General features: G+C 56.6%; 18 protein-coding genes. 11 read left to right on the forward strand and 7 right to left on the reverse strand.

Annotation, left to right across the window (positions count from 1 at the left end):
- Positions 1 to 64 precede the first annotated feature (64 nt).
- From mtlD to trmL, 8 genes are all read left to right on the forward strand, one after another.
- Positions 65 to 1,213, forward strand: coding sequence for a mannitol-1-phosphate 5-dehydrogenase (gene mtlD, locus AC0TN7_RS05410; RefSeq protein ID WP_148770344.1), 1,149 nt, complete (start codon positions 65 to 67; stop codon positions 1,211 to 1,213).
- On the forward strand, positions 1,210 to 1,800 hold the full coding sequence (gene mtlR, locus AC0TN7_RS05415) for a mannitol operon repressor MtlR (RefSeq protein WP_473701903.1): 591 nt from the start codon (positions 1,210 to 1,212) through the stop codon (positions 1,798 to 1,800). The genes mtlD and mtlR overlap by 4 nt, the downstream gene beginning before the upstream one ends.
- A 58-nt stretch (positions 1,801 to 1,858) precedes the next feature.
- Positions 1,859 to 2,221: a YibL family ribosome-associated protein gene (locus AC0TN7_RS05420; RefSeq protein WP_473701904.1), complete on the forward strand. Its 363-nt coding sequence runs from the start codon at positions 1,859 to 1,861 to the stop codon at positions 2,219 to 2,221.
- 337 nt (positions 2,222 to 2,558) lie between these two features.
- A complete protein-coding gene (gene lldP, locus AC0TN7_RS05425; RefSeq protein ID WP_473701905.1) occupies positions 2,559 to 4,214 on the forward strand; it encodes an L-lactate permease in 1,656 nt (551 codons plus the stop codon).
- Entirely contained in the window at positions 4,211 to 4,984 is a 774-nt protein-coding gene (gene lldR, locus AC0TN7_RS05430; protein WP_023294814.1) for a transcriptional regulator LldR, read from the forward strand. The genes lldP and lldR overlap by 4 nt, the downstream gene beginning before the upstream one ends.
- Positions 4,981 to 6,168, forward strand: a complete 1,188-nt coding sequence (gene lldD / locus AC0TN7_RS05435) for a quinone-dependent L-lactate dehydrogenase (protein WP_473701906.1) — start codon at positions 4,981 to 4,983, stop codon at positions 6,166 to 6,168. The genes lldR and lldD overlap by 4 nt, the downstream gene beginning before the upstream one ends.
- Before the next feature lie 181 nt (positions 6,169 to 6,349).
- Positions 6,350 to 7,690: an MFS transporter gene (locus AC0TN7_RS05440; RefSeq protein WP_370884525.1), complete on the forward strand. Its 1,341-nt coding sequence runs from the start codon at positions 6,350 to 6,352 to the stop codon at positions 7,688 to 7,690.
- Positions 7,691 to 7,735: 45 nt separating this feature from the next.
- Entirely contained in the window at positions 7,736 to 8,209 is a 474-nt protein-coding gene (gene trmL / locus AC0TN7_RS05445; RefSeq protein WP_023345212.1) for a tRNA (uridine(34)/cytosine(34)/5-carboxymethylaminomethyluridine(34)-2'-O)-methyltransferase TrmL, read from the forward strand.
- Here the strand turns inward: trmL and cysE are convergent.
- From cysE to AC0TN7_RS05470, 5 genes are all read right to left on the reverse strand, one after another.
- Entirely contained in the window at positions 8,206 to 9,027 is an 822-nt protein-coding gene (gene cysE / locus AC0TN7_RS05450; RefSeq protein WP_008502718.1) for a serine O-acetyltransferase, read from the reverse strand. The two genes, trmL and cysE, sit on opposite strands and share 4 nt — an antisense overlap.
- Positions 9,028 to 9,101: 74 nt before the next feature.
- On the reverse strand, positions 9,102 to 10,121 hold the full coding sequence (gpsA, locus tag AC0TN7_RS05455; protein WP_248273223.1) for an NAD(P)H-dependent glycerol-3-phosphate dehydrogenase: 1,020 nt from the start codon (positions 10,119 to 10,121) through the stop codon (positions 9,102 to 9,104).
- The gene (gene secB, locus AC0TN7_RS05460) at positions 10,121 to 10,588 is read right to left on the reverse strand and encodes a protein-export chaperone SecB (RefSeq protein WP_003860835.1); all 468 of its coding nucleotides are present in this window, start codon (positions 10,586 to 10,588) and stop codon (positions 10,121 to 10,123) included. Before secB ends, gpsA begins: the two co-directional genes overlap by 1 nt.
- 32 nt (positions 10,589 to 10,620) lie before the next feature.
- The gene (grxC, locus tag AC0TN7_RS05465) at positions 10,621 to 10,872 is read right to left on the reverse strand and encodes a glutaredoxin 3 (protein ID WP_008502715.1); all 252 of its coding nucleotides are present in this window, start codon (positions 10,870 to 10,872) and stop codon (positions 10,621 to 10,623) included.
- A gap of 11 nt (positions 10,873 to 10,883) precedes the next feature.
- Positions 10,884 to 11,315: a rhodanese-like domain-containing protein gene (locus tag AC0TN7_RS05470; RefSeq protein WP_023309913.1), complete on the reverse strand. Its 432-nt coding sequence runs from the start codon at positions 11,313 to 11,315 to the stop codon at positions 10,884 to 10,886.
- A gap of 247 nt (positions 11,316 to 11,562) precedes the next feature.
- Here AC0TN7_RS05470 and gpmM point away from each other — a divergent pair, with 247 nt between their 5' ends.
- Genes gpmM through AC0TN7_RS05485 form a run of 3 tightly spaced genes read left to right on the forward strand, consistent with a single transcriptional unit; the run spans position 11,563 to position 15,336 of the window.
- Positions 11,563 to 13,107, forward strand: a complete 1,545-nt coding sequence (gpmM, locus tag AC0TN7_RS05475) for a 2,3-bisphosphoglycerate-independent phosphoglycerate mutase (RefSeq protein ID WP_407859287.1) — start codon at positions 11,563 to 11,565, stop codon at positions 13,105 to 13,107.
- A 33-nt stretch (positions 13,108 to 13,140) separates the two neighbouring features.
- Positions 13,141 to 14,400, forward strand: a complete 1,260-nt coding sequence (envC, locus tag AC0TN7_RS05480) for a murein hydrolase activator EnvC (protein WP_024906610.1) — start codon at positions 13,141 to 13,143, stop codon at positions 14,398 to 14,400.
- Between the two features lie 3 nt (positions 14,401 to 14,403).
- On the forward strand, positions 14,404 to 15,336 hold the full coding sequence (locus AC0TN7_RS05485; protein ID WP_061716213.1) for a divergent polysaccharide deacetylase family protein: 933 nt from the start codon (positions 14,404 to 14,406) through the stop codon (positions 15,334 to 15,336).
- A 34-nt stretch (positions 15,337 to 15,370) separates the two neighbouring features.
- On the opposite strand, the gene AC0TN7_RS05490 is transcribed toward AC0TN7_RS05485, so the two are convergent.
- Together AC0TN7_RS05490 and AC0TN7_RS05495 are read right to left on the reverse strand one after the other, a co-directional pair.
- Positions 15,371 to 16,285 (reverse strand): capsular polysaccharide synthesis protein, encoded by a 915-nt coding sequence (locus AC0TN7_RS05490; protein WP_473701907.1) that lies wholly within the window; start codon positions 16,283 to 16,285, stop codon positions 15,371 to 15,373.
- Positions 16,286 to 16,300: 15 nt separating this feature from the next.
- A complete protein-coding gene (locus tag AC0TN7_RS05495; protein WP_024906613.1) occupies positions 16,301 to 17,149 on the reverse strand; it encodes a glycosyltransferase in 849 nt (282 codons plus the stop codon).
- Between the last annotated feature and the right edge of the window lie 19 nt (positions 17,150 to 17,168).

Here is a 17,168-nt window from a genome sequence, read left to right on the forward strand (position 1 = left end):
GGTGAGGGGAAAACGTTCCTCACCCCAGCCCTCTCGGGTAAAAACATTGATGAAGGTTAACACTATGAAAGCATTACATTTTGGCGCAGGTAATATCGGTCGTGGATTTATCGGTAAACTGCTGGCAGACGCGGGCATTACCCTGACATTCGCCGATGTGAATCAGGTTGTCCTGGATGCCCTGAATGCCCGTCATAGCTATCAGGTCCATGTGGTCGGTGAAAACGAGCAGGTTGAGACGGTATCTGGCGTCAACGCGGTCAGCAGCATCGGCGACGACGTTATTGACCTTATCGCCAGCGTCGATCTGGTCACCACCGCCGTGGGTCCGGTTGTGCTTGAGCGCATCGCCCCTGCGGTCGCGAAAGGCCTCGCAAAACGTAAAGCGCAGGGTATCGATACCCCGCTGAACATCATCGCCTGTGAAAACATGGTGCGCGGCACCACGCAGCTGAAAGGCCACGTGCTCAACGCTGTGGCAGACGAAGACAAAGCCTGGGTTGAAGCGCACGTGGGTTTTGTGGATTCCGCCGTGGATCGCATCGTTCCGCCTTCCGAATCCGCGACCAACGATCCGCTGGAAGTGACCGTAGAAACCTTCAGCGAGTGGATCGTCGATAAAACCCAGTTTAAAGGCGCGCTGCCGACCATTCCGGGAATGGAATTAACCGATAACCTGATGGCATTTGTCGAACGCAAACTCTTCACGCTGAACACCGGGCATGCTATAACCGCGTACCTCGGAAAATTGGCCGGTCATCAGACCATTCGTGACGCGATCCTCGATGAGAAGATCCGCGCGGTGGTAAAAGGGGCAATGGAAGAGAGCGGGGCGGTGCTGATCAAACGCTACGGTTTTGATGCTGAGAAACACGCAGCATACATCCAGAAAATCCTCGGTCGCTTTGAAAACCCGTATCTGAAAGATGACGTTGAGCGCGTGGGCCGTCAGCCTCTGCGCAAACTGAGCGCGGGCGATCGTCTGATTAAGCCGCTGCTGGGCACGCTGGAATACGGCCTGCCGCACGCCAACCTGGTGAAAGGGATTGCCGCCGCAATGCACTACCGCAGCGAGCAGGACCCGCAGGCACAGGAACTGGCTCAGCTGATTGATACCAAAGGCGCACAGGCTGCGCTGGCGCAGATTTCCGGTCTGGACGCCAACAGCGACGTGGTTGTGGAGGCGGTTAACGCATACAACGCAACCAAATGATGCACAGTGAGGCGCAGGTTAGCCTGCGCCCGGATAACAGATTGTCAGATATGCAGGCAATAATGGAACAAACCCAGGCCTTTGAAAATCGTGTGCTTGAGCGTCTGAATGCTGGCAAAACCGTACGAAGTTTCCTGATTGCCGCCGTCGAGCTGTTAACCGAGGCGGTGAATATCCTGGTGCTTCAGGTGTTTCGCAAAGACGACTACGCGGTAAAATATGCTGTAGAACCGTTACTGGACGGAGACGGACCGCTGGGCGATTTATCCGTGCGTCTGAAGCTGATTTATGGTCTTGGCGTACTTAACCGGCAAGAGTATGAAGATGCGGAGCTGTTAATGGCGCTGCGCGAAGAACTCAATCATGACGGTAATGAGTACATCTTTACCGATGATGAGATCCTGGGGCCCTTCGGCGAGCTGCACTGCGTCACCGCTCTGCCCCCTGCTCCCCATTTTGATAACAGCGACCCTGAGCTCTACGCGATGCAAAAGCTGCGTTATCAACAGGTTGTCCGTTCCACGATGGTTCTCTCCCTGACTGAGCTGATTTCACGAATCAGCTTAAAAAAAGCGTTTCAGAAGTAAGCCTGCTCACATTGGTGTATCCTTCCCTGTAAATTCCCCGTTTTCAGAGTTATTTGTCATGAAAGAAGTCGAAAAGAACGAAATTAAACGCCTGAGCGACCGCCTGGATCTGATCCGTCACCAGATGGCGGGCCTGTCACTGGTCGATTCCGCCGAGAAGTACGCCGAGCTGGAAAAAGAGGTCGCCAGGCTGGAAACAGAAATCGAGCGCCTGCGCGAAGTGAAAGGCCAGAAGCTGAGCAAAGAAGCGCAGAAGCTGATGAACATGCCGCACCGTCGTGCGATCACCAAAAAAGAGCAGGCCGACATGGGCAAGCTGAAGAAAAGCGTCCGTGGTCTGGTGGTGGTACACCCGATGACCGAGCTTGGCCGCGAAATGGGCCTGAAAGAGATGACGGGTTTTTGTAAGACGGCGTTCTGATACTTATCCCCCTCACCCTAACCCTCTCCCCAAAGGGGCGAGGGGACTGTACGGTGCGGTTTTCTCCCTCTCCCCGTGGGAGAGGGTCGGGGTGAGGGCATCAGGCCCCACCCCGCCTCAAATTGGCCCAACCAATCCCCCTTTTCTTTCTCCCCTGGTTCACAATTCCATTATTTCCGCTCACAAAATCATTGCTAGCTCATAACATCTGGTTAACCATTCATTGTCATTAACCCTACAACACAACATTGGCAGGACCACTTTTACACAGACTGTGATGCAGAGATGAGCGGAGACTCACCCGCAGCGCAGGCTGTCTGGTCCCCAGGAGACCTGCATGAGCCTCTGGCAACAAAACTACGACCCGGCCGGCAATATCTGGCTGTCGAGCCTGATCGCATCGCTTCCGATCCTGTTCTTCTTCTTTGCGCTGATTAAGCTCAAGCTGAAGGGCTACCTTGCCGCGACGTACACCGTCGCCATCGCCCTGCTGGTGGCGCTGCTCTTCTACAAAATGCCGGTCGATCGCGCGCTGGCCTCCGCCGTCTACGGTTTCTTCTACGGCCTGTGGCCGATTGCGTGGATCATCATCGCCGCGGTCTTTGTCTATAAAATCTCGGTGAAAACCGGGCAGTTCGACATTATCCGCTCGTCAATCCTCTCCATCACGCCGGACCAGCGCCTGCAGATGCTGATTGTCGGCTTCTCCTTCGGGGCGTTTCTGGAAGGTGCGGCAGGCTTTGGCGCACCGGTGGCGATCACCGCCGCGCTGCTGGTGGGTCTGGGCTTCAACCCGCTGTATGCCGCGGGCCTGTGCCTGATTGTGAACACCGCGCCAGTGGCGTTTGGCGCGATGGGTATTCCGATTCTGGTGGCCGGACAGGTCACCGGGCTGGACAGCTTTGAGATTGGCCAGATGGTGGGTCGCCAGCTGCCGTTCCTGACCATTATCGTCCTGTTCTGGATCATGGCGATTATGGACGGCTGGCGCGGCGTGAAGGAGACCTGGCCTGCGGTGATGGTGGCGGGCGGTTCGTTCGCTATCGCTCAGTACCTCAGTTCGAACTTCCTCGGCCCGGAGCTGCCGGACATCATCTCTTCGCTGGTGTCGCTGGTCTGTCTGACGCTTTTCCTGAAACGCTGGCAGCCGGTGCGTATTTTCCGCTTCGCCGATATGGGCGCCTCACAGGTTGATCAAACCCTGGCCCGCACAGGCTATACGGCAGGACAGGTGATCCGCGCCTGGTCGCCGTTCCTGTTCCTGACCGCCACCGTGACGCTATGGAGCATCCCGCCGTTTAAAGCCCTGTTCGCCCCGGGCGGGGCGCTGTACGACATGGTGATTAATATTTCCGTGCCGTTCCTCGACAAGATGGTCGCCCGTATGCCGCCGGTGGTGCACGCCGCCACGCCGTATGCCGCGGTCTATAAATTCGACTGGTTCTCCGCCACCGGGACCGCCATCCTGTTTGCCGCTATCCTTTCCGTGGTATGGCTGCGCATGAAGCCTGCGGCTGCGGTGCAGACTTTTGCGGCGACCATTAAAAAGCTGATGCTGCCGATCTACTCCATCGGCATGGTGCTGGCGTTCGCGTTTATCGCGAACTACTCCGGCCTGTCATCGACGCTGGCACTGGCGCTGGCGCATACCAGCCACGCCTTCACCTTCTTCTCGCCGTTCCTCGGCTGGCTGGGGGTGTTCCTGACCGGTTCCGATACCTCGTCGAACGCCCTGTTTGCCGCGCTGCAGGCAACGGCAGCCCAGCAGATTGGCGTATCGGACGTCCTGCTGGTGGCCGCGAATACCACCGGTGGCGTGACCGGGAAAATGATCTCCCCACAATCCATCGCCATTGCCTGTGCGGCGGTGGGACTGGTCGGTAAAGAGTCGGACCTGTTCCGCTTTACCGTGAAACACAGCCTGATATTCACCTGCATGGTGGGGGTGATCACCACCCTGCAGGCCTATGTCTTAACCTGGATGATCCCATGATAGTGATGCCCAGACGCCTGTCCGACGAGATTGCCTCTCGCGTGCGGGCGCTGATTGAAGAACAACAGCTGGAAGCGGGCATGAAGTTGCCCGCCGAACGCCAGCTTGCCGCCCAGCTTGGCGTGTCGCGCAATTCACTGCGTGAGGCGCTGGCGACGCTGGTCAGTGAAGGGGTACTGGTGAGCCGTCGCGGCGGCGGCACCTTTGTGCGCTGGCAGCATGACGACTGGTCCGAGCAAAACATCGTTCAACCGCTGAAGACGCTGATGGAGAACGATCCGGACTACAGCTTCGACATCCTTGAAGCGCGTCACGCCATCGAAACCAGTACCGCCTGGCACGCGGCCATGCGGGCAACCGACGCCGACAAAGAGAAACTCATCGCCTGCTTTGAGGCCACGCAAAGCAGCGATCCGGATATCGCCTCCCAGGCGGACGTGCGTTTTCACCTGGCGATTGCCGAGGCGTCGCACAACGTGGTGCTGCTCCAGACCATGCGCGGGTTCTTCGACCTGCTGCAATCCTCCGTGAAGCAGAGCCGCCAGCGCATGTATCTGGTTCCGCCGGTGTTTGCCCAACTGACCGAACAGCACGAGGCGGTGCTCAACGCCATTCTGGCCGGTGATGCCGAGGCCGCACGCAAAGCGATGATGGCGCATCTCGGCTTCGTGCACACCACCATCAAACGATTCGATGAAGACCAGGCCCGACAGGCGCGTATTACCCGTCTGCCTGGCGACAGTGATATTTCCAGGGAGAACAAAGCATGATTATTTCAGCAGCCAGTGACTATCGCGCCGCGGCGCAGCGCATTTTGCCGCCGTTCCTGTTCCACTACATCGACGGCGGGGCGTATGCCGAATACACCCTGCGACGCAACGTGGAAGATCTGTCGGAGGTGGCTCTGCGCCAGCGCGTGCTGAAGAATATGTCTGACCTGAGCCTTGAGACAAAACTGTTCAACGAAACGCTCTCCATGCCGGTGGCGCTCGCGCCTGTAGGCTTATGCGGGATGTATGCCCGTCGCGGTGAAGTGCAGGCCGCCGCCGCCGCAGATGCTAAAGGCATTCCGTTTACCCTTTCCACCGTGTCCGTCTGCCCGATTGAAGAGGTTGCCCCAACCATCAAGCGGCCGATGTGGTTCCAGCTGTACGTCCTGCGCGATCGCGGCTTTATGCGTAACGCGCTCGAGCGCGCGAAAGCGGCGGGCTGCTCCACGCTGGTCTTTACCGTCGATATGCCGACCCCCGGCGCGCGCTACCGCGATGCGCACTCCGGCATGAGCGGCCCGAATGCTGCGCTCCGTCGTTACTGGCAGGCCGTGACCCACCCCCAGTGGGCGTGGGATGTCGGCCTGAACGGTCGGCCTCACGATCTCGGGAATATCTCGGCTTACCTCGGTAAACCGACCGGGCTGGAGGATTACATCGGCTGGCTGGCGAACAACTTCGATCCGTCCATCTCGTGGAAAGACCTGGAGTGGATCCGCGAGTTCTGGGAAGGCCCGATGGTGATCAAGGGGATCCTCGACCCGGAAGATGCCCGCGATGCGGTACGCTTTGGCGCAGACGGGATTGTGGTCTCTAACCACGGCGGACGCCAGCTTGACGGGGTGCTCTCCTCCGCTCGCGCCCTGCCGGCCATTGCCGATGCGGTGAAAGGCGATATCGCCATCCTGGCCGACAGCGGCATCCGCAACGGGCTGGACGTGGTGCGCATGATTGCGCTGGGTGCTGACAGCGTGCTGCTGGGACGCGCGTATCTGTACGCCCTGGCGACGGCGGGCCAGGCAGGCGTGGCGAATCTGCTTAACCTGATCGAAAAAGAGATGAAGGTGGCGATGACGCTGACCGGTGCGAAAACGATTAGCGAAATCAGTAAGGATTCCCTGGTGCAGGAGTTAAGCAAATTACCGGCAGCGCTGGCTCCCCTTGCTCAGGGAAACGCGGCCTGACCTTCTCCGGTTACTCCCCCTTTCTCATGCGCCCGAAGTCCCCCTCGGGCGCTTTTTTATGCCAAAAATAACACCCAGATAACATATTGGATAAGAAAATTTGACATCCACCTGCCGCACGCAATTGTATAGACAAGCAAATACAAGAACACAAAAACAACATCAGATCGGAGTGGAGCGTATGGCGTATTCAGGTAAGGTGGATATTCAGCAGGTGATCGACGAGAGTCGCTTTTCAGGGTTTCACTGGCTGCTCATTGTGCTGGGCTTTCTGGTTCTGGCGATCGATGGCTTTGATACGGCAGCGATGGGTTACATCGCGCCTACGCTGTCGGCAGAATGGGGGATACACAAACAGGATCTGGGGCCGGTGCTGAGCGCAGCGCTGCTGGGGCTGTCGTTGGGCGCGCTGATCGCAGGTCCGGTATCGGACCGGATGGGGCGCAAGCGGGTGCTGGTCTTTTCGTGTCTGTTCTTCGGCCTGGCAAGCCTGGGCACGGCCTGGGCGCAAAGCCTCAATACCCTGACGCTGTGGCGCTTTCTGACGGGCCTGGGGCTCGGCGCCGCCATGCCGAACGCCATTACGCTGATCTCCGAGTTTGCCCCCCAGCGCTGCCGCGCCATGGCGATTAATACCATGTACTGCGGCTTCCCTCTGGGCGCGGCGGGCGGCGGCGCGATCTCGTCCTGGCTTATCCCCCACCACGGCTGGCGAAGCGTGCTGCTGACCGGCGCGATTGCGCCGCTGATTTTAACGCTGCTGCTGGCGCTGTTTTTACCGGAGTCCGTGAAGTTTCTGGTGCAGCGCGGGAGAGACGTCATGCAGGTCCGCCGCATTGCCAGCCGGTTCGCCCGCGGCACGCTGGAGAGCGTCTCGGGCTTTTTCCTGGCGGAGGAGAAAATCGCGTCTAAAAAAGGGAGCGTGTCGCAGCTGTTTTCCATGCCCTGGCTGCCCGGCACCCTGATGCTGTGGGTGACCTATTTTATGGGACTGGTCATTTACTACGTCCTGCTGAGCTGGATGCCGACGCTGATGCAGGGGATGGGTTATGCGCTGAAGGAATCCGCATGGCTCACCTCGCTGTTCACCTTCGGCGGCACCGCCGGCATCCTGCTTGCAGGTTGGATGATGGACCGCTGGGAAGCGCACAGGGTGGTTGCGTGTGGTTTCGTGCTGACGATGGGCCTTATTCTTTTGCTCGGCATTGAGCATAACCATATCGCCCTGTTTGGCGGGTTGATTTTCCTGATGGGGATCGCGATGAACGGCGCGCAGTCGGGCATGCAAACCCTGGCCGCCACCTTTTACCCTACCGAGTGCCGCGCGACGGGTATCGCCTGGATGCAGGGGATCGGCCGCTTTGGCGGCGTGGCGGGCACCATGACCAGCGCGCAGCTTCTTTCGATGCAGTGGCAGGCAGACAGTATTTTAATGATCCTCAGCGTGCCCGCCCTGGTGGCCGCTGCGGCAACCGTCTACAAAATGCTGTACAGCCGCTCGCAGGAACCCGGCGTCGCGTAGTTCCTCTCTTTTCTGCTATTCTGCCCCCGCAATTAAGGGGGCAGCATGCTTAACATCGTTTTATTCGAACCAGAAATTCCGCCAAATACCGGCAATATCATCCGCCTGTGTGCCAACACCGGTTTTCGTCTGCATATCATTGAGCCGATGGGCTTTACGTGGGACGACAAACGTCTGCGTCGCGCAGGGCTGGATTATCATGAATTTACCGCCGTTATTCGCCACCACGATTACGCCGCGTTTCTGGAAGCAGAGAAGCCGCAGCGCATGTTCGCCCTGACCACCAAAGGCACGCCAGCACACAGCGCCGTGAGCTATCAGGCAGGTGACTATCTGATGTTTGGCCCGGAAACCCGCGGCCTGCCGGCCACGATCCTGGATGCCCTGCCCGCCGAGCAGAAAATCCGTATTCCGATGATGCCGGACAGCCGCAGCATGAACCTGTCGAACGCGGTGTCGGTCGTGGTGTATGAAGCATGGCGCCAGCTGGGTTATCCGGGCGCCATTCTCAGAAGTTAAATGCCGTCACCATACTCAAACGTATGGTGAATACCGTTGAAGTGCTGATCCATGTCCATGGACGGCTTATCGCTGTCTGGTTTACCGACGATGCGCGCCGGTACGCCAGCGGCGGTGGTATGCGGTGGCACAGGCTGGAGCACCACGGAGCCTGCACCGATCTTCGCGCCGCGCCCGACTTCGATATTGCCGAGGATCTTGGCGCCCGCGCCAATCATCACCCCTTCACGAATTTTTGGATGGCGATCGCCGCTGGTTTTACCGGTACCGCCCAGGGTGACCGACTGCAGGATCGAGACGTCATCTTCAATCACCGCCGTTTCCCCGACGACAATCCCGGTGGCGTGGTCGAGCATGATCCCGCGGCCAATCTTTGCCGCCGGGTGAATATCGACCTGGAAGGTCACGGAAACCTGGTTTTGCAGGAAGATCGCCAGCGCGCGGCGGCCTTCATTCCACAACCAGTGGCCGATGCGGTAAGCCTGCAGGGCGTGGAAGCCTTTCAGGTACAGCAGTGGCGTAGAATATTTATCGACCGCCGGGTCACGCGTGCGCACGGCCTGGATATCGCATGCGGCAGAGGCGATCATTTCCGGGTCTGCGGCGTACGCTTCCTCCACCACCTCACGAATGGCGATAGCAGGCATGATCGAGGACGCCAGCTTGTTGGCGAGCATATAGCTGAGCGCGCTGCCGAGGTTTTCGTGCTTGAGTAGCGTTGCGTGGTAGAAACTGGCCAGCATAGGCTCACAGTCGGCCAGCGCCCGGGCTTCGGCTTTAATATTGTTCCAGACGATATCCAGTTCTTCACACGGCATTGCTTACTCCAGACGATAGTTAATGACCAGCCAGTTCTGCGCTGGCTGGGTCATTCAGATGACAACGGTTCCGACTAGTTACTGCTGCGCTCGTCCTTGCGCGCACGACCTAATAAGGTCAATGCTGCCTCGCGCGCATTTTTTCCGCAATACAATACCTGATAAATTTCCTCGGTTATTGGCATTTCGACACCGAAACGGTGTGCCAACTCGCGGACTTCTTTGGTATTGCGGTAGCCTTCAACCACCTGACCAATCTTCTCCTGCGCGCCTTTTACATCGCTGCCCTGTCCGAGCATCATGCCAAAGCGGCGGTTACGAGACTGGTTGTCGGTACAGGTCAGCACCAGGTCGCCCAGGCCTGCCATCCCCATAAAGGTGGCCGGATCGGCACCCAGCGCTTCGCCCAGGCGGGACATTTCGGTCAGCCCGCGGGTGATCAGCGCCGTACGCGCATTGGCACCAAAACCAATGCCGTCTGACATCCCGGCGCCAATCGCAATCACGTTCTTCACCGCCCCGCCCAGCTGCACGCCGATAAAATCGGGGTTGCTGTAGACGCGGAAGCTCTTGCCGCAGTGCAGCAATTGCTGGAGATCGTCGGAGAAGGCCTGGTCGGTGGAGGCCAGCGAAATCGCCGTCGGCAGGCCAGCGGCCAGCTCTTTGGCAAAGGTCGGGCCGGAGATGACCGCCAGCGGGATCTCATCACCCAGCGCTTCGCGGGCAACGTCCTGCAGCAGGCGTCCGGTTTCGGCCTCCAGTCCTTTTGTCGCCCAGACAATGCGCGCATCCGGGCGCATCAGCGGCTTAATCTGACGCAGTACGTCGCCAAAGACATGGCTCGGAACCACAATCAGAATGTTGCGGCTGGCCGCCAGCGCGGTCGCAAGGTCGCTTTCAAGGTGCAGGGAGTCAGGGAACGGAACGTCCGGGAGAAACGCGACGTTGCAACGATCGCGCTGCAGCGTAGCGATATGTTTTGGGTCGTGGCCCCACAGGACCACGTCGTGACCATTTCTTGCCAGCATGATAGCAAGAGCGGTGCCGTATGAACCGGCACCGATCACAGTCATTGACGCATTAACAGTGCTCATCAGGCATCCTGATGTTGTTCAGCACCTTCGCCAGCCTGCTGCTGCAGATAGTTCATGAACAGCGCATCAAAGTTAACTGGCGCAAGGTTCAGTTGCGGGAATGTACCGCGAGAAACCAGGCTGGTGATGCATTCACGTGCATACGGGAACAGAATGTTCGGGCAGTACGCACCCAGGCAATGCGCCATCTGGTTGCCTTCGATACCGCCGATAGAGAAGATGCCGCCCTGCTGTACTTCACACAGGAATGCAGTTTCTTCGCCCAGAGACGCGGTAACGGTCACACGCAGCACGACTTCATACACGTCATCTGCCAGTTGGGTAGATGCGGTATCCAGATCAAGTTTAACCTCTGGCTGCCAATCTTTCTGGAAAACGTGTGGCGCATTTGGCGCTTCGAAAGAGACATCCTTGGTGTAGATACGCTGGATCTGGAAAGTCATTTCGGTGTTGTTTTGTTCTGACATGGAAATACCCTTTTTAATTGTCCTAAAGTCTCTTAGCTCAGCAGCGGATCGAGTCCACCACGGGCGTCGAGCGCATACAAGTCATCACAGCCGCCAATGTGCTGCGCATCAATAAAAATCTGTGGAACCGTCGTACGACCACTACGTTGGATCATCTCTTCGCGTTTAATCGCGTCACCGTCGATCGGCAGTTCCTGGAACGTGACGCCTTTGCTGTTCAGCAGCGCTTTCGCACGATGGCAGAACGGGCACGTCGCTTTGGTATAGATCTCAATATGGGCCATGACTGAACTCCTTATTTACCGCGCACCAAAGGAAGATTTTCCCCGCTCCAGCCGGAAATACCTTCTTTCAGCACCGTTACGTTTTCGAAGCCTGCTTTATGAAGCGCGCTGGCAGATTCCTGTGCCTGCATGCCGGTCGCATCCACAACGATAATCGGCTGGGCTTTGTGTTTTTCAAGCTCACCGACGTTGTTCGCTTTGATTTCAGCTGGCAACAGGTTGATTGCGCCCGCAATGTGACCTTTGCGGAAATCGTCACGCTGACGCAGATCGACAACGACGGCATCTTCTTTGTTAATCAGACGCGTCGCTTCACCACGGGTGATAACCTTAATCTTAGACGTCAGGCTCTTAAATGTGGTGAACAGCACAGCAGCCAGCAGGCCAATCCACGCGATGCTCAGAACCGGATGGCGGCTAACGAATTGCATAATTTCTTGCATGGAGGGTAACTACTCCCGACTAAGTGATAAAAAAAACCAGGACAGGAGTATACCTGTGCGTTCTGGCAAATACAGCCAGCGACCCTAACCTAATCCATTTTCTGCGGCATGCCACCTAAAAAAATGCCTCAAAATGGTCTGGTCAGCACCTTGCCCCTGCGCTTTCTTTGATCTTCTGCGGCTATTTGATCGATTCAGCTGTAGTAAAATTACGCAAATTTTGACTCTTGAGCATGAGGTTGTCGCAATGTCGGTTTCTAAAAAACCTATGGTACTGGTGATTCTGGATGGCTATGGCTACCGTGAAGACAGCCAGGATAACGCTATTTTCAACGCCAAAACCCCGGTCATGGATGCCCTGTGGGCAAAACGTCCGCATACGCTGATTGACGCGTCTGGCCTGGAAGTGGGCCTGCCGGACCGCCAGATGGGCAACTCCGAAGTTGGTCACGTTAACCTGGGCGCCGGGCGTATTGTGTATCAGGATCTGACGCGTCTGGATGTTGAAATCAAAGAACGCACCTTCTTCTCCAACCCAACGCTGTCTGGCGCGGTTGATAAAGCCGTTGCCGCTGGCAAGGCCGTTCACATCATGGGCCTGCTCTCTGCAGGCGGCGTTCACAGCCACGAAGATCACATCATGGCGATGGTTGAGCTGGCCGCTGAACGCGGTGCGGAAAAAATCTATCTGCACGCCTTCCTGGACGGTCGCGACACGCCACCACGCAGTGCAGAAGGCTCCCTGAAATCCTTCGAAGACAAATTCGCCGCGCTGGGTAAAGGCCGCGTTGCCTCCATCATTGGTCGTTACTACGCCATGGACCGCGACAACCGCTGGGATCGCGTTGAACAGGCCTATGACCTGCTGACCCTGGCAAAAGGGGAATTCCAGTTCGCGACCGCCGTTGAGGCCCTGGAAGCGGCTTATGCACGTGATGAAAATGACGAATTCGTGAAAGCGTCCGTAATCCGTGCTGAAGGCCAGGCTGATGCCGCCATGGAAGACGGCGATGCGCTGATCTTCATGAACTTCCGCGCTGACCGCGCGCGCGAAATCACCCGTGCGTTCGTCAACAGCGACTTCGACGGTTTTGCCCGTAAGAAAGTGGTGAAACTCGACTTCATCCAGTTGACCGAATACGCGGCAGACATCAAAGCCCCATGCGCGTATCCACCCGCCTCGCTGGCCAATACCTTCGGCGAGTGGATGGCGAAGAACGACAAAACGCAGCTGCGTATCTCTGAAACCGAGAAGTACGCGCACGTCACCTTCTTCTTTAACGGCGGCGTTGAAGAGCCGTTCAAAGGCGAAGACCGCATTCTGATCAACTCCCCGAAAGTGGCCACCTACGATCTGCAGCCAGAGATGAGCTCTGCAGAATTGACTGAAAAACTGGTTGCGGCCATCAAGAGCGGTAAGTACGACACCATCATCTGTAACTACCCGAACGGTGACATGGTCGGTCATACCGGGGTGATGGAAGCGGCAGTGAAAGCGGTTGAAGCGCTGGACCACTGCGTTGAGCAGGTTGCGAAAGCGGTTGAATCCGTTGGCGGCCAGCTGCTGATCACCGCGGATCACGGAAACGCTGAACAGATGCGCGACCCGGCGACCGGCCAGGCGCACACGGCCCATACCAACCTGCCTGTTCCGCTGATTTATGTGGGTGATAAATCACTGAAAGCAGTGGAAGGCGGCAAGCTTTCTGACATCGCGCCAACCATGTTGTCGCTGATGGGGATGCCGATCCCTGAAGAGATGACTGGTAAGCCGCTGTTCATCGTGGAATAATCGCTCCCCATGAGGGGAAAGGCGATTTTTTCAATCACATGGGTCGTGAAGCCGCTTAGGTTATCAGTCAGACCTCTGTTTTACGCCAGCGCACTCAGCGCTGGCGTATTGCTGTGCGCCGCATCCGCCCATGCGGATGACCGCGACCAGCTGAAATCTATTCAGGCCGATATCGCCGCCAAAGAGCGTGCGGTGCGCCAGCAGCAGCAGCAGCGCTCCACCCTGCTCGCCCAGCTCAAGCAGCAGGAAGAGGCGATCTCCGCCGCCACGCGTAAACTCCGTGAAACGCAAAACACCCTCGCCCAGTTGAATAAACAGATCGACGAGATGAACGCGTCAATTGCCAAACTGGAGCGCCAGCGCGATGCGCAAGAGCGCAATCTTGCCGCACAGCTTGATGCCGCATTCCGCCAGGGTGAACATACCGGACTCCAGCTGATCCTCAGCGGCGAAGAGAGCCAGCGCGGCCAGCGCCTGCAGGCCTACTTTGGCTATCTCAACCAGGCGCGTCAGGAGACGATCGCGCAGCTGAAGCAGACGCGCGAAGAGGTCTCCACACAAAAAGCCGAGCTGGAAGAGAAGCAGAGCCAGCAGCAGACGCTGCTCTACGATCAGCAGGCCCAGCAGGCGAAGCTTGAGCAGGCTCGCAACGAACGTAAGAAAACCCTTTCCGGCCTTGAATCCTCCATTCAGGAAGGTCAAAGCCAGCTAAGCGAAATGCGCGCCAACGAATCCAAACTGCGTAACAGCATTGCCCGGGCAGAAGCGGCGGCGAAAGCGCGCGCCGAAAAAGAGGCTCGCGAGGCGCAGGCCGTTCGCGATAAGCAGCAGGAAGCGTCCCGCAAAGGGACCACCTACAAGCCAAGCGAGAGCGAACGTTCCCTGATGTCGCGTACCGGCGGTTTAGGCTCGCCTCGCGGTCAGGCTTTCTGGCCCGTTCGCGGTTCAATTCTGCATCGCTATGGCGAACAGCTGCAGGGTGAGCTACGTTGGAAAGGGATCGTTATCGGTGCGTCTGAAGGTAGCGAAGTGAAAGCCATTGCCGATGGCCGCGTGATTCTGGCCGACTGGCTGCAGGGTTACGGACTGGTGGTGGTGGTCGAACACGGTAAAGGTGATATGAGTCTTTACGGCTACAACCAGAGCGCGCTGGTCAGCGTCGGCACACAGGTGCGCGCCGGCCAACCCATCGCCCTTGTGGGCAGCAGTGGCGGTCAGGGCCGCCCGTCACTCTATTTCGAAATTCGTCGTCAGGGTCAGGCGGTCAATCCACAGCCGTGGTTGGGAAGATAAGTTTTGCTTCAATTTCGTCGAATCGTTTTCTCCGTCGTCAGCGCGCTGGCGCTGGCTGCACCGGTATACGCAGGTAAACTCGCTATCGTGATTGATGACTTCGGTTATCGTCCACACTATGAAAATCAGGTGCTGGCGATGCCGTCGGCCATCTCTGTCGCCGTCCTTCCGAATGCCCCTCACGCGCGTGAGATGGCGACCAAAGCCCACAGCAGCGGTCATCAGGTTCTCATCCACCTGCCCATGGCACCGCTCAGCAAGCAGCCGCTGGAAAAAGATACCCTGCGCCCGGATATGAGCAGCGAGGAGATCGAGCGCATCATCCGCGACGCCTACAACAAAGTGCCGTACGCCGTTGGGCTGAACAATCACATGGGCAGTGCGATGACCTCCAGCCTGTACGGGATGCTCAAAGTGATGCAGGCGCTGGAGCGTTATAACCTCTACTTCCTCGACAGCATGACCATCGGCAACAGCCAGGCGATGCGCGCCGCTCAGGGAACGGGCGTAAAGGTGATTAAGCGTAAGGTGTTCCTGGATGATACCCAGAACGAAGCTGATATCCGCATGCAGTTTAATCGCGCGGTACAGCTGGCCCGCCGTAATGGCTCGGCCATTGCCATCGGTCACCCGCACCCGTCTACCGTTCGCGTCCTGCAGCAAATGCTGCCGACCTTGCCTTCCGATATCACGCTTGTACGTCCGAGCGATCTGCTGAACGAGCCGCAGGTGGATACCTCCACACCGAATTCTGCGCAGCCCGTCCCTACAGCGCCGCGTAATCCGTTCCGCGGCGTGAAGCGCTGTGTACCGAAGCAACCGCCTGAACCGGTCTATGCGACCCGCTTCTTCTCTGTTATCGGAGACAGCATCAGCAACAGCACGCTGGTGAAATACGTCCAGCAGCAGTGGCAGGGATGGGGTAAGAAAGCCTGACGATAAAAAAGCCACCGTCATGGTGGCTTTTTTATCACTTCAGTTCGAAAGAACCGTCGAGGATCTGGCTATACAACGTCGGCTGGCCGTTGTCTGTAGTTTGGTATTGTTCTTTGTGCGAGAGCTTATAAATGCCCACGGGATCATTATTTAGCATCGCCATGGCCGTCAAATCAGGTTTCGCTGAGATGAACTGGCGAATCAGAAAGCGATTATTCCCGGTGACCGGCTGTTGATCCATGATCTGACGAAACTGCGGATAGCACTCGCGCGCATATAAGAAACTGTAATCAATCAGGAAGTATTCAATCAGGATATCGTGGTGTTGCCAGTAGCGATACAGAATATCCCGAACCGTCTTTACCAGTGAGCATCCCTTTTGGGCTGCAAGAAAATAGGCCGTCCAGTAACCCTGGCTCAATGCGTTTTCAGGTGAATCAAAACGTAGTGATGAGAAGGTGTTCTCAAAAAATGTTTCCGGCACCGGCTTCGTCATGAACACCGTGGCGTCCATCCAGATCCCGCCATATTGATACAGCAGAGAACAGCGAACAATATCAGAGTATTGCGCCTTACTAATCAGCCCCGCCTGGTATTTCGTTTTGATGTGTTCAGGGAGAGTAAGGTAGTCAGGGATATTCTCATCCGTCAGGATAATGACCTGCGCATCCGGCGTGTTTGCTTGAACAGATGCAATGCATCGTTTCACCAACTCAGGCGCGCTATCGAGCCCCTGGAACCAGCAGATCCAGATGACGCGTGATTGTTCCGATTCAGTTAGTTGCGCAGCGTCAGGCTGAACATGCAGATCATCAATAACGCTAAAAATTGTCTCTTTTTTCTTCCGCTCAAAATGGCTGGCCGCACGCTGAAAAAGAGAAAAACCCGTTTTTTTGTGCCAGCGTCGGGTTTTCTTGATGAACTTATTCGTTGCATTGAGATTCATCATTTCACCTTAATAAATTCAGAATAGCTCTTTTAGCGTACGGCGAAGCAGTTTCATTTTTAACTTAGCGTCTTTTTTACGCCCTCGTAATAAACAATTCATACGAGTCGATTTAAACCCACGAAAAGACATGAGCTGGAACAAGTTATTACTGCGAGTAACTTCAGACATGTACTGTCGATATTTAAAATAGAGCTTACGGTACGCATTGTATTTTTTAACTTGCGACGTAATCCGATCGCTCCCGTGTTCAGCATCCACCATCGCCGTACTGAAGCTGTACTTGATACCTGGACCATATTTCAGAATTAATTTAATCCAGACGTCGCGATCTTGCTGTTGTTTAATTTCAGGAGAAAATCCGCCTACCCCTAATAGTTTTTCTTTAGTGGTCAAGACCTGATTGCCCACCACGTTTTCGCACAAAATATCCTGTAGCGCAATTATCCTTTTATCATCAGTATCCGGATAAGTGCGGTGGGTTTTATCCAGCCGGGCGGGGGTATCCGTCACAAAGGCATACTTATCATCATACCGCTCAGCGAGTTTCGTCAGACGTTCTGGCAGGAAATAATCGTCATCATCCAGCCCCGTCACAAACACGCCGTGCGATAGCGCATACCCCCGGTTACGGCTGAAGTTTGAACCGCTGTTCTTTTCGTTACGTTCGTAGATGAAATGCACAAAACGCGCTTCACACTCCGCGCGCATACGCTCGATAAGTTGAGCGGTTTGCTCATTAGAACAATCATCGACAATAACCAATTCTACCGCAGGGTATGTCTGAGCAATAACTGAACGAATTGCGCGCTCCAGCAACGCCTCTCTGTTGTAGGTGGTGATGATTACTGAAATCAGTTCGTTCATGGCATGCTCGTCTGGTAAA

Source organism: Enterobacter sp. PL_is511 (assembly GCF_055816065.1).

What these genes read in the sequence shown, in the direction of transcription:
- AC0TN7_RS05440 (WP_370884525.1), top strand. Translation starts at nt 6,350, where the DNA reads ATGGCGTATTCAGGTAAGGTGGATATTCAGCAGGTGATCGACGAGAGT.
- AC0TN7_RS05420 (WP_473701904.1), top strand. Translation starts at nt 1,859, where the DNA reads ATGAAAGAAGTCGAAAAGAACGAAATTAAACGCCTGAGCGACCGCCTG.
- cysE (WP_008502718.1), bottom strand. Translation starts at nt 9,027, where the DNA reads ATGCCGTGTGAAGAACTGGATATCGTCTGGAACAATATTAAAGCCGAA.
- AC0TN7_RS05490 (WP_473701907.1), bottom strand. Translation starts at nt 16,285, where the DNA reads ATGATGAATCTCAATGCAACGAATAAGTTCATCAAGAAAACCCGACGC.
- trmL (WP_023345212.1), top strand. Translation starts at nt 7,736, where the DNA reads ATGCTTAACATCGTTTTATTCGAACCAGAAATTCCGCCAAATACCGGC.
- mtlR (WP_473701903.1), top strand. Translation starts at nt 1,210, where the DNA reads ATGATGCACAGTGAGGCGCAGGTTAGCCTGCGCCCGGATAACAGATTG.
- lldD (WP_473701906.1), top strand. Translation starts at nt 4,981, where the DNA reads ATGATTATTTCAGCAGCCAGTGACTATCGCGCCGCGGCGCAGCGCATT.
- mtlD (WP_148770344.1), top strand. Translation starts at nt 65, where the DNA reads ATGAAAGCATTACATTTTGGCGCAGGTAATATCGGTCGTGGATTTATC.
- lldP (WP_473701905.1), top strand. Translation starts at nt 2,559, where the DNA reads ATGAGCCTCTGGCAACAAAACTACGACCCGGCCGGCAATATCTGGCTG.
- AC0TN7_RS05495 (WP_024906613.1), bottom strand. Translation starts at nt 17,149, where the DNA reads ATGAACGAACTGATTTCAGTAATCATCACCACCTACAACAGAGAGGCG.
- gpsA (WP_248273223.1), bottom strand. Translation starts at nt 10,121, where the DNA reads ATGAGCACTGTTAATGCGTCAATGACTGTGATCGGTGCCGGTTCATAC.
- AC0TN7_RS05470 (WP_023309913.1), bottom strand. Translation starts at nt 11,315, where the DNA reads ATGCAAGAAATTATGCAATTCGTTAGCCGCCATCCGGTTCTGAGCATC.
- gpmM (WP_407859287.1), top strand. Translation starts at nt 11,563, where the DNA reads ATGTCGGTTTCTAAAAAACCTATGGTACTGGTGATTCTGGATGGCTAT.
- lldR (WP_023294814.1), top strand. Translation starts at nt 4,211, where the DNA reads ATGATAGTGATGCCCAGACGCCTGTCCGACGAGATTGCCTCTCGCGTG.
- grxC (WP_008502715.1), bottom strand. Translation starts at nt 10,872, where the DNA reads ATGGCCCATATTGAGATCTATACCAAAGCGACGTGCCCGTTCTGCCAT.
- secB (WP_003860835.1), bottom strand. Translation starts at nt 10,588, where the DNA reads ATGTCAGAACAAAACAACACCGAAATGACTTTCCAGATCCAGCGTATC.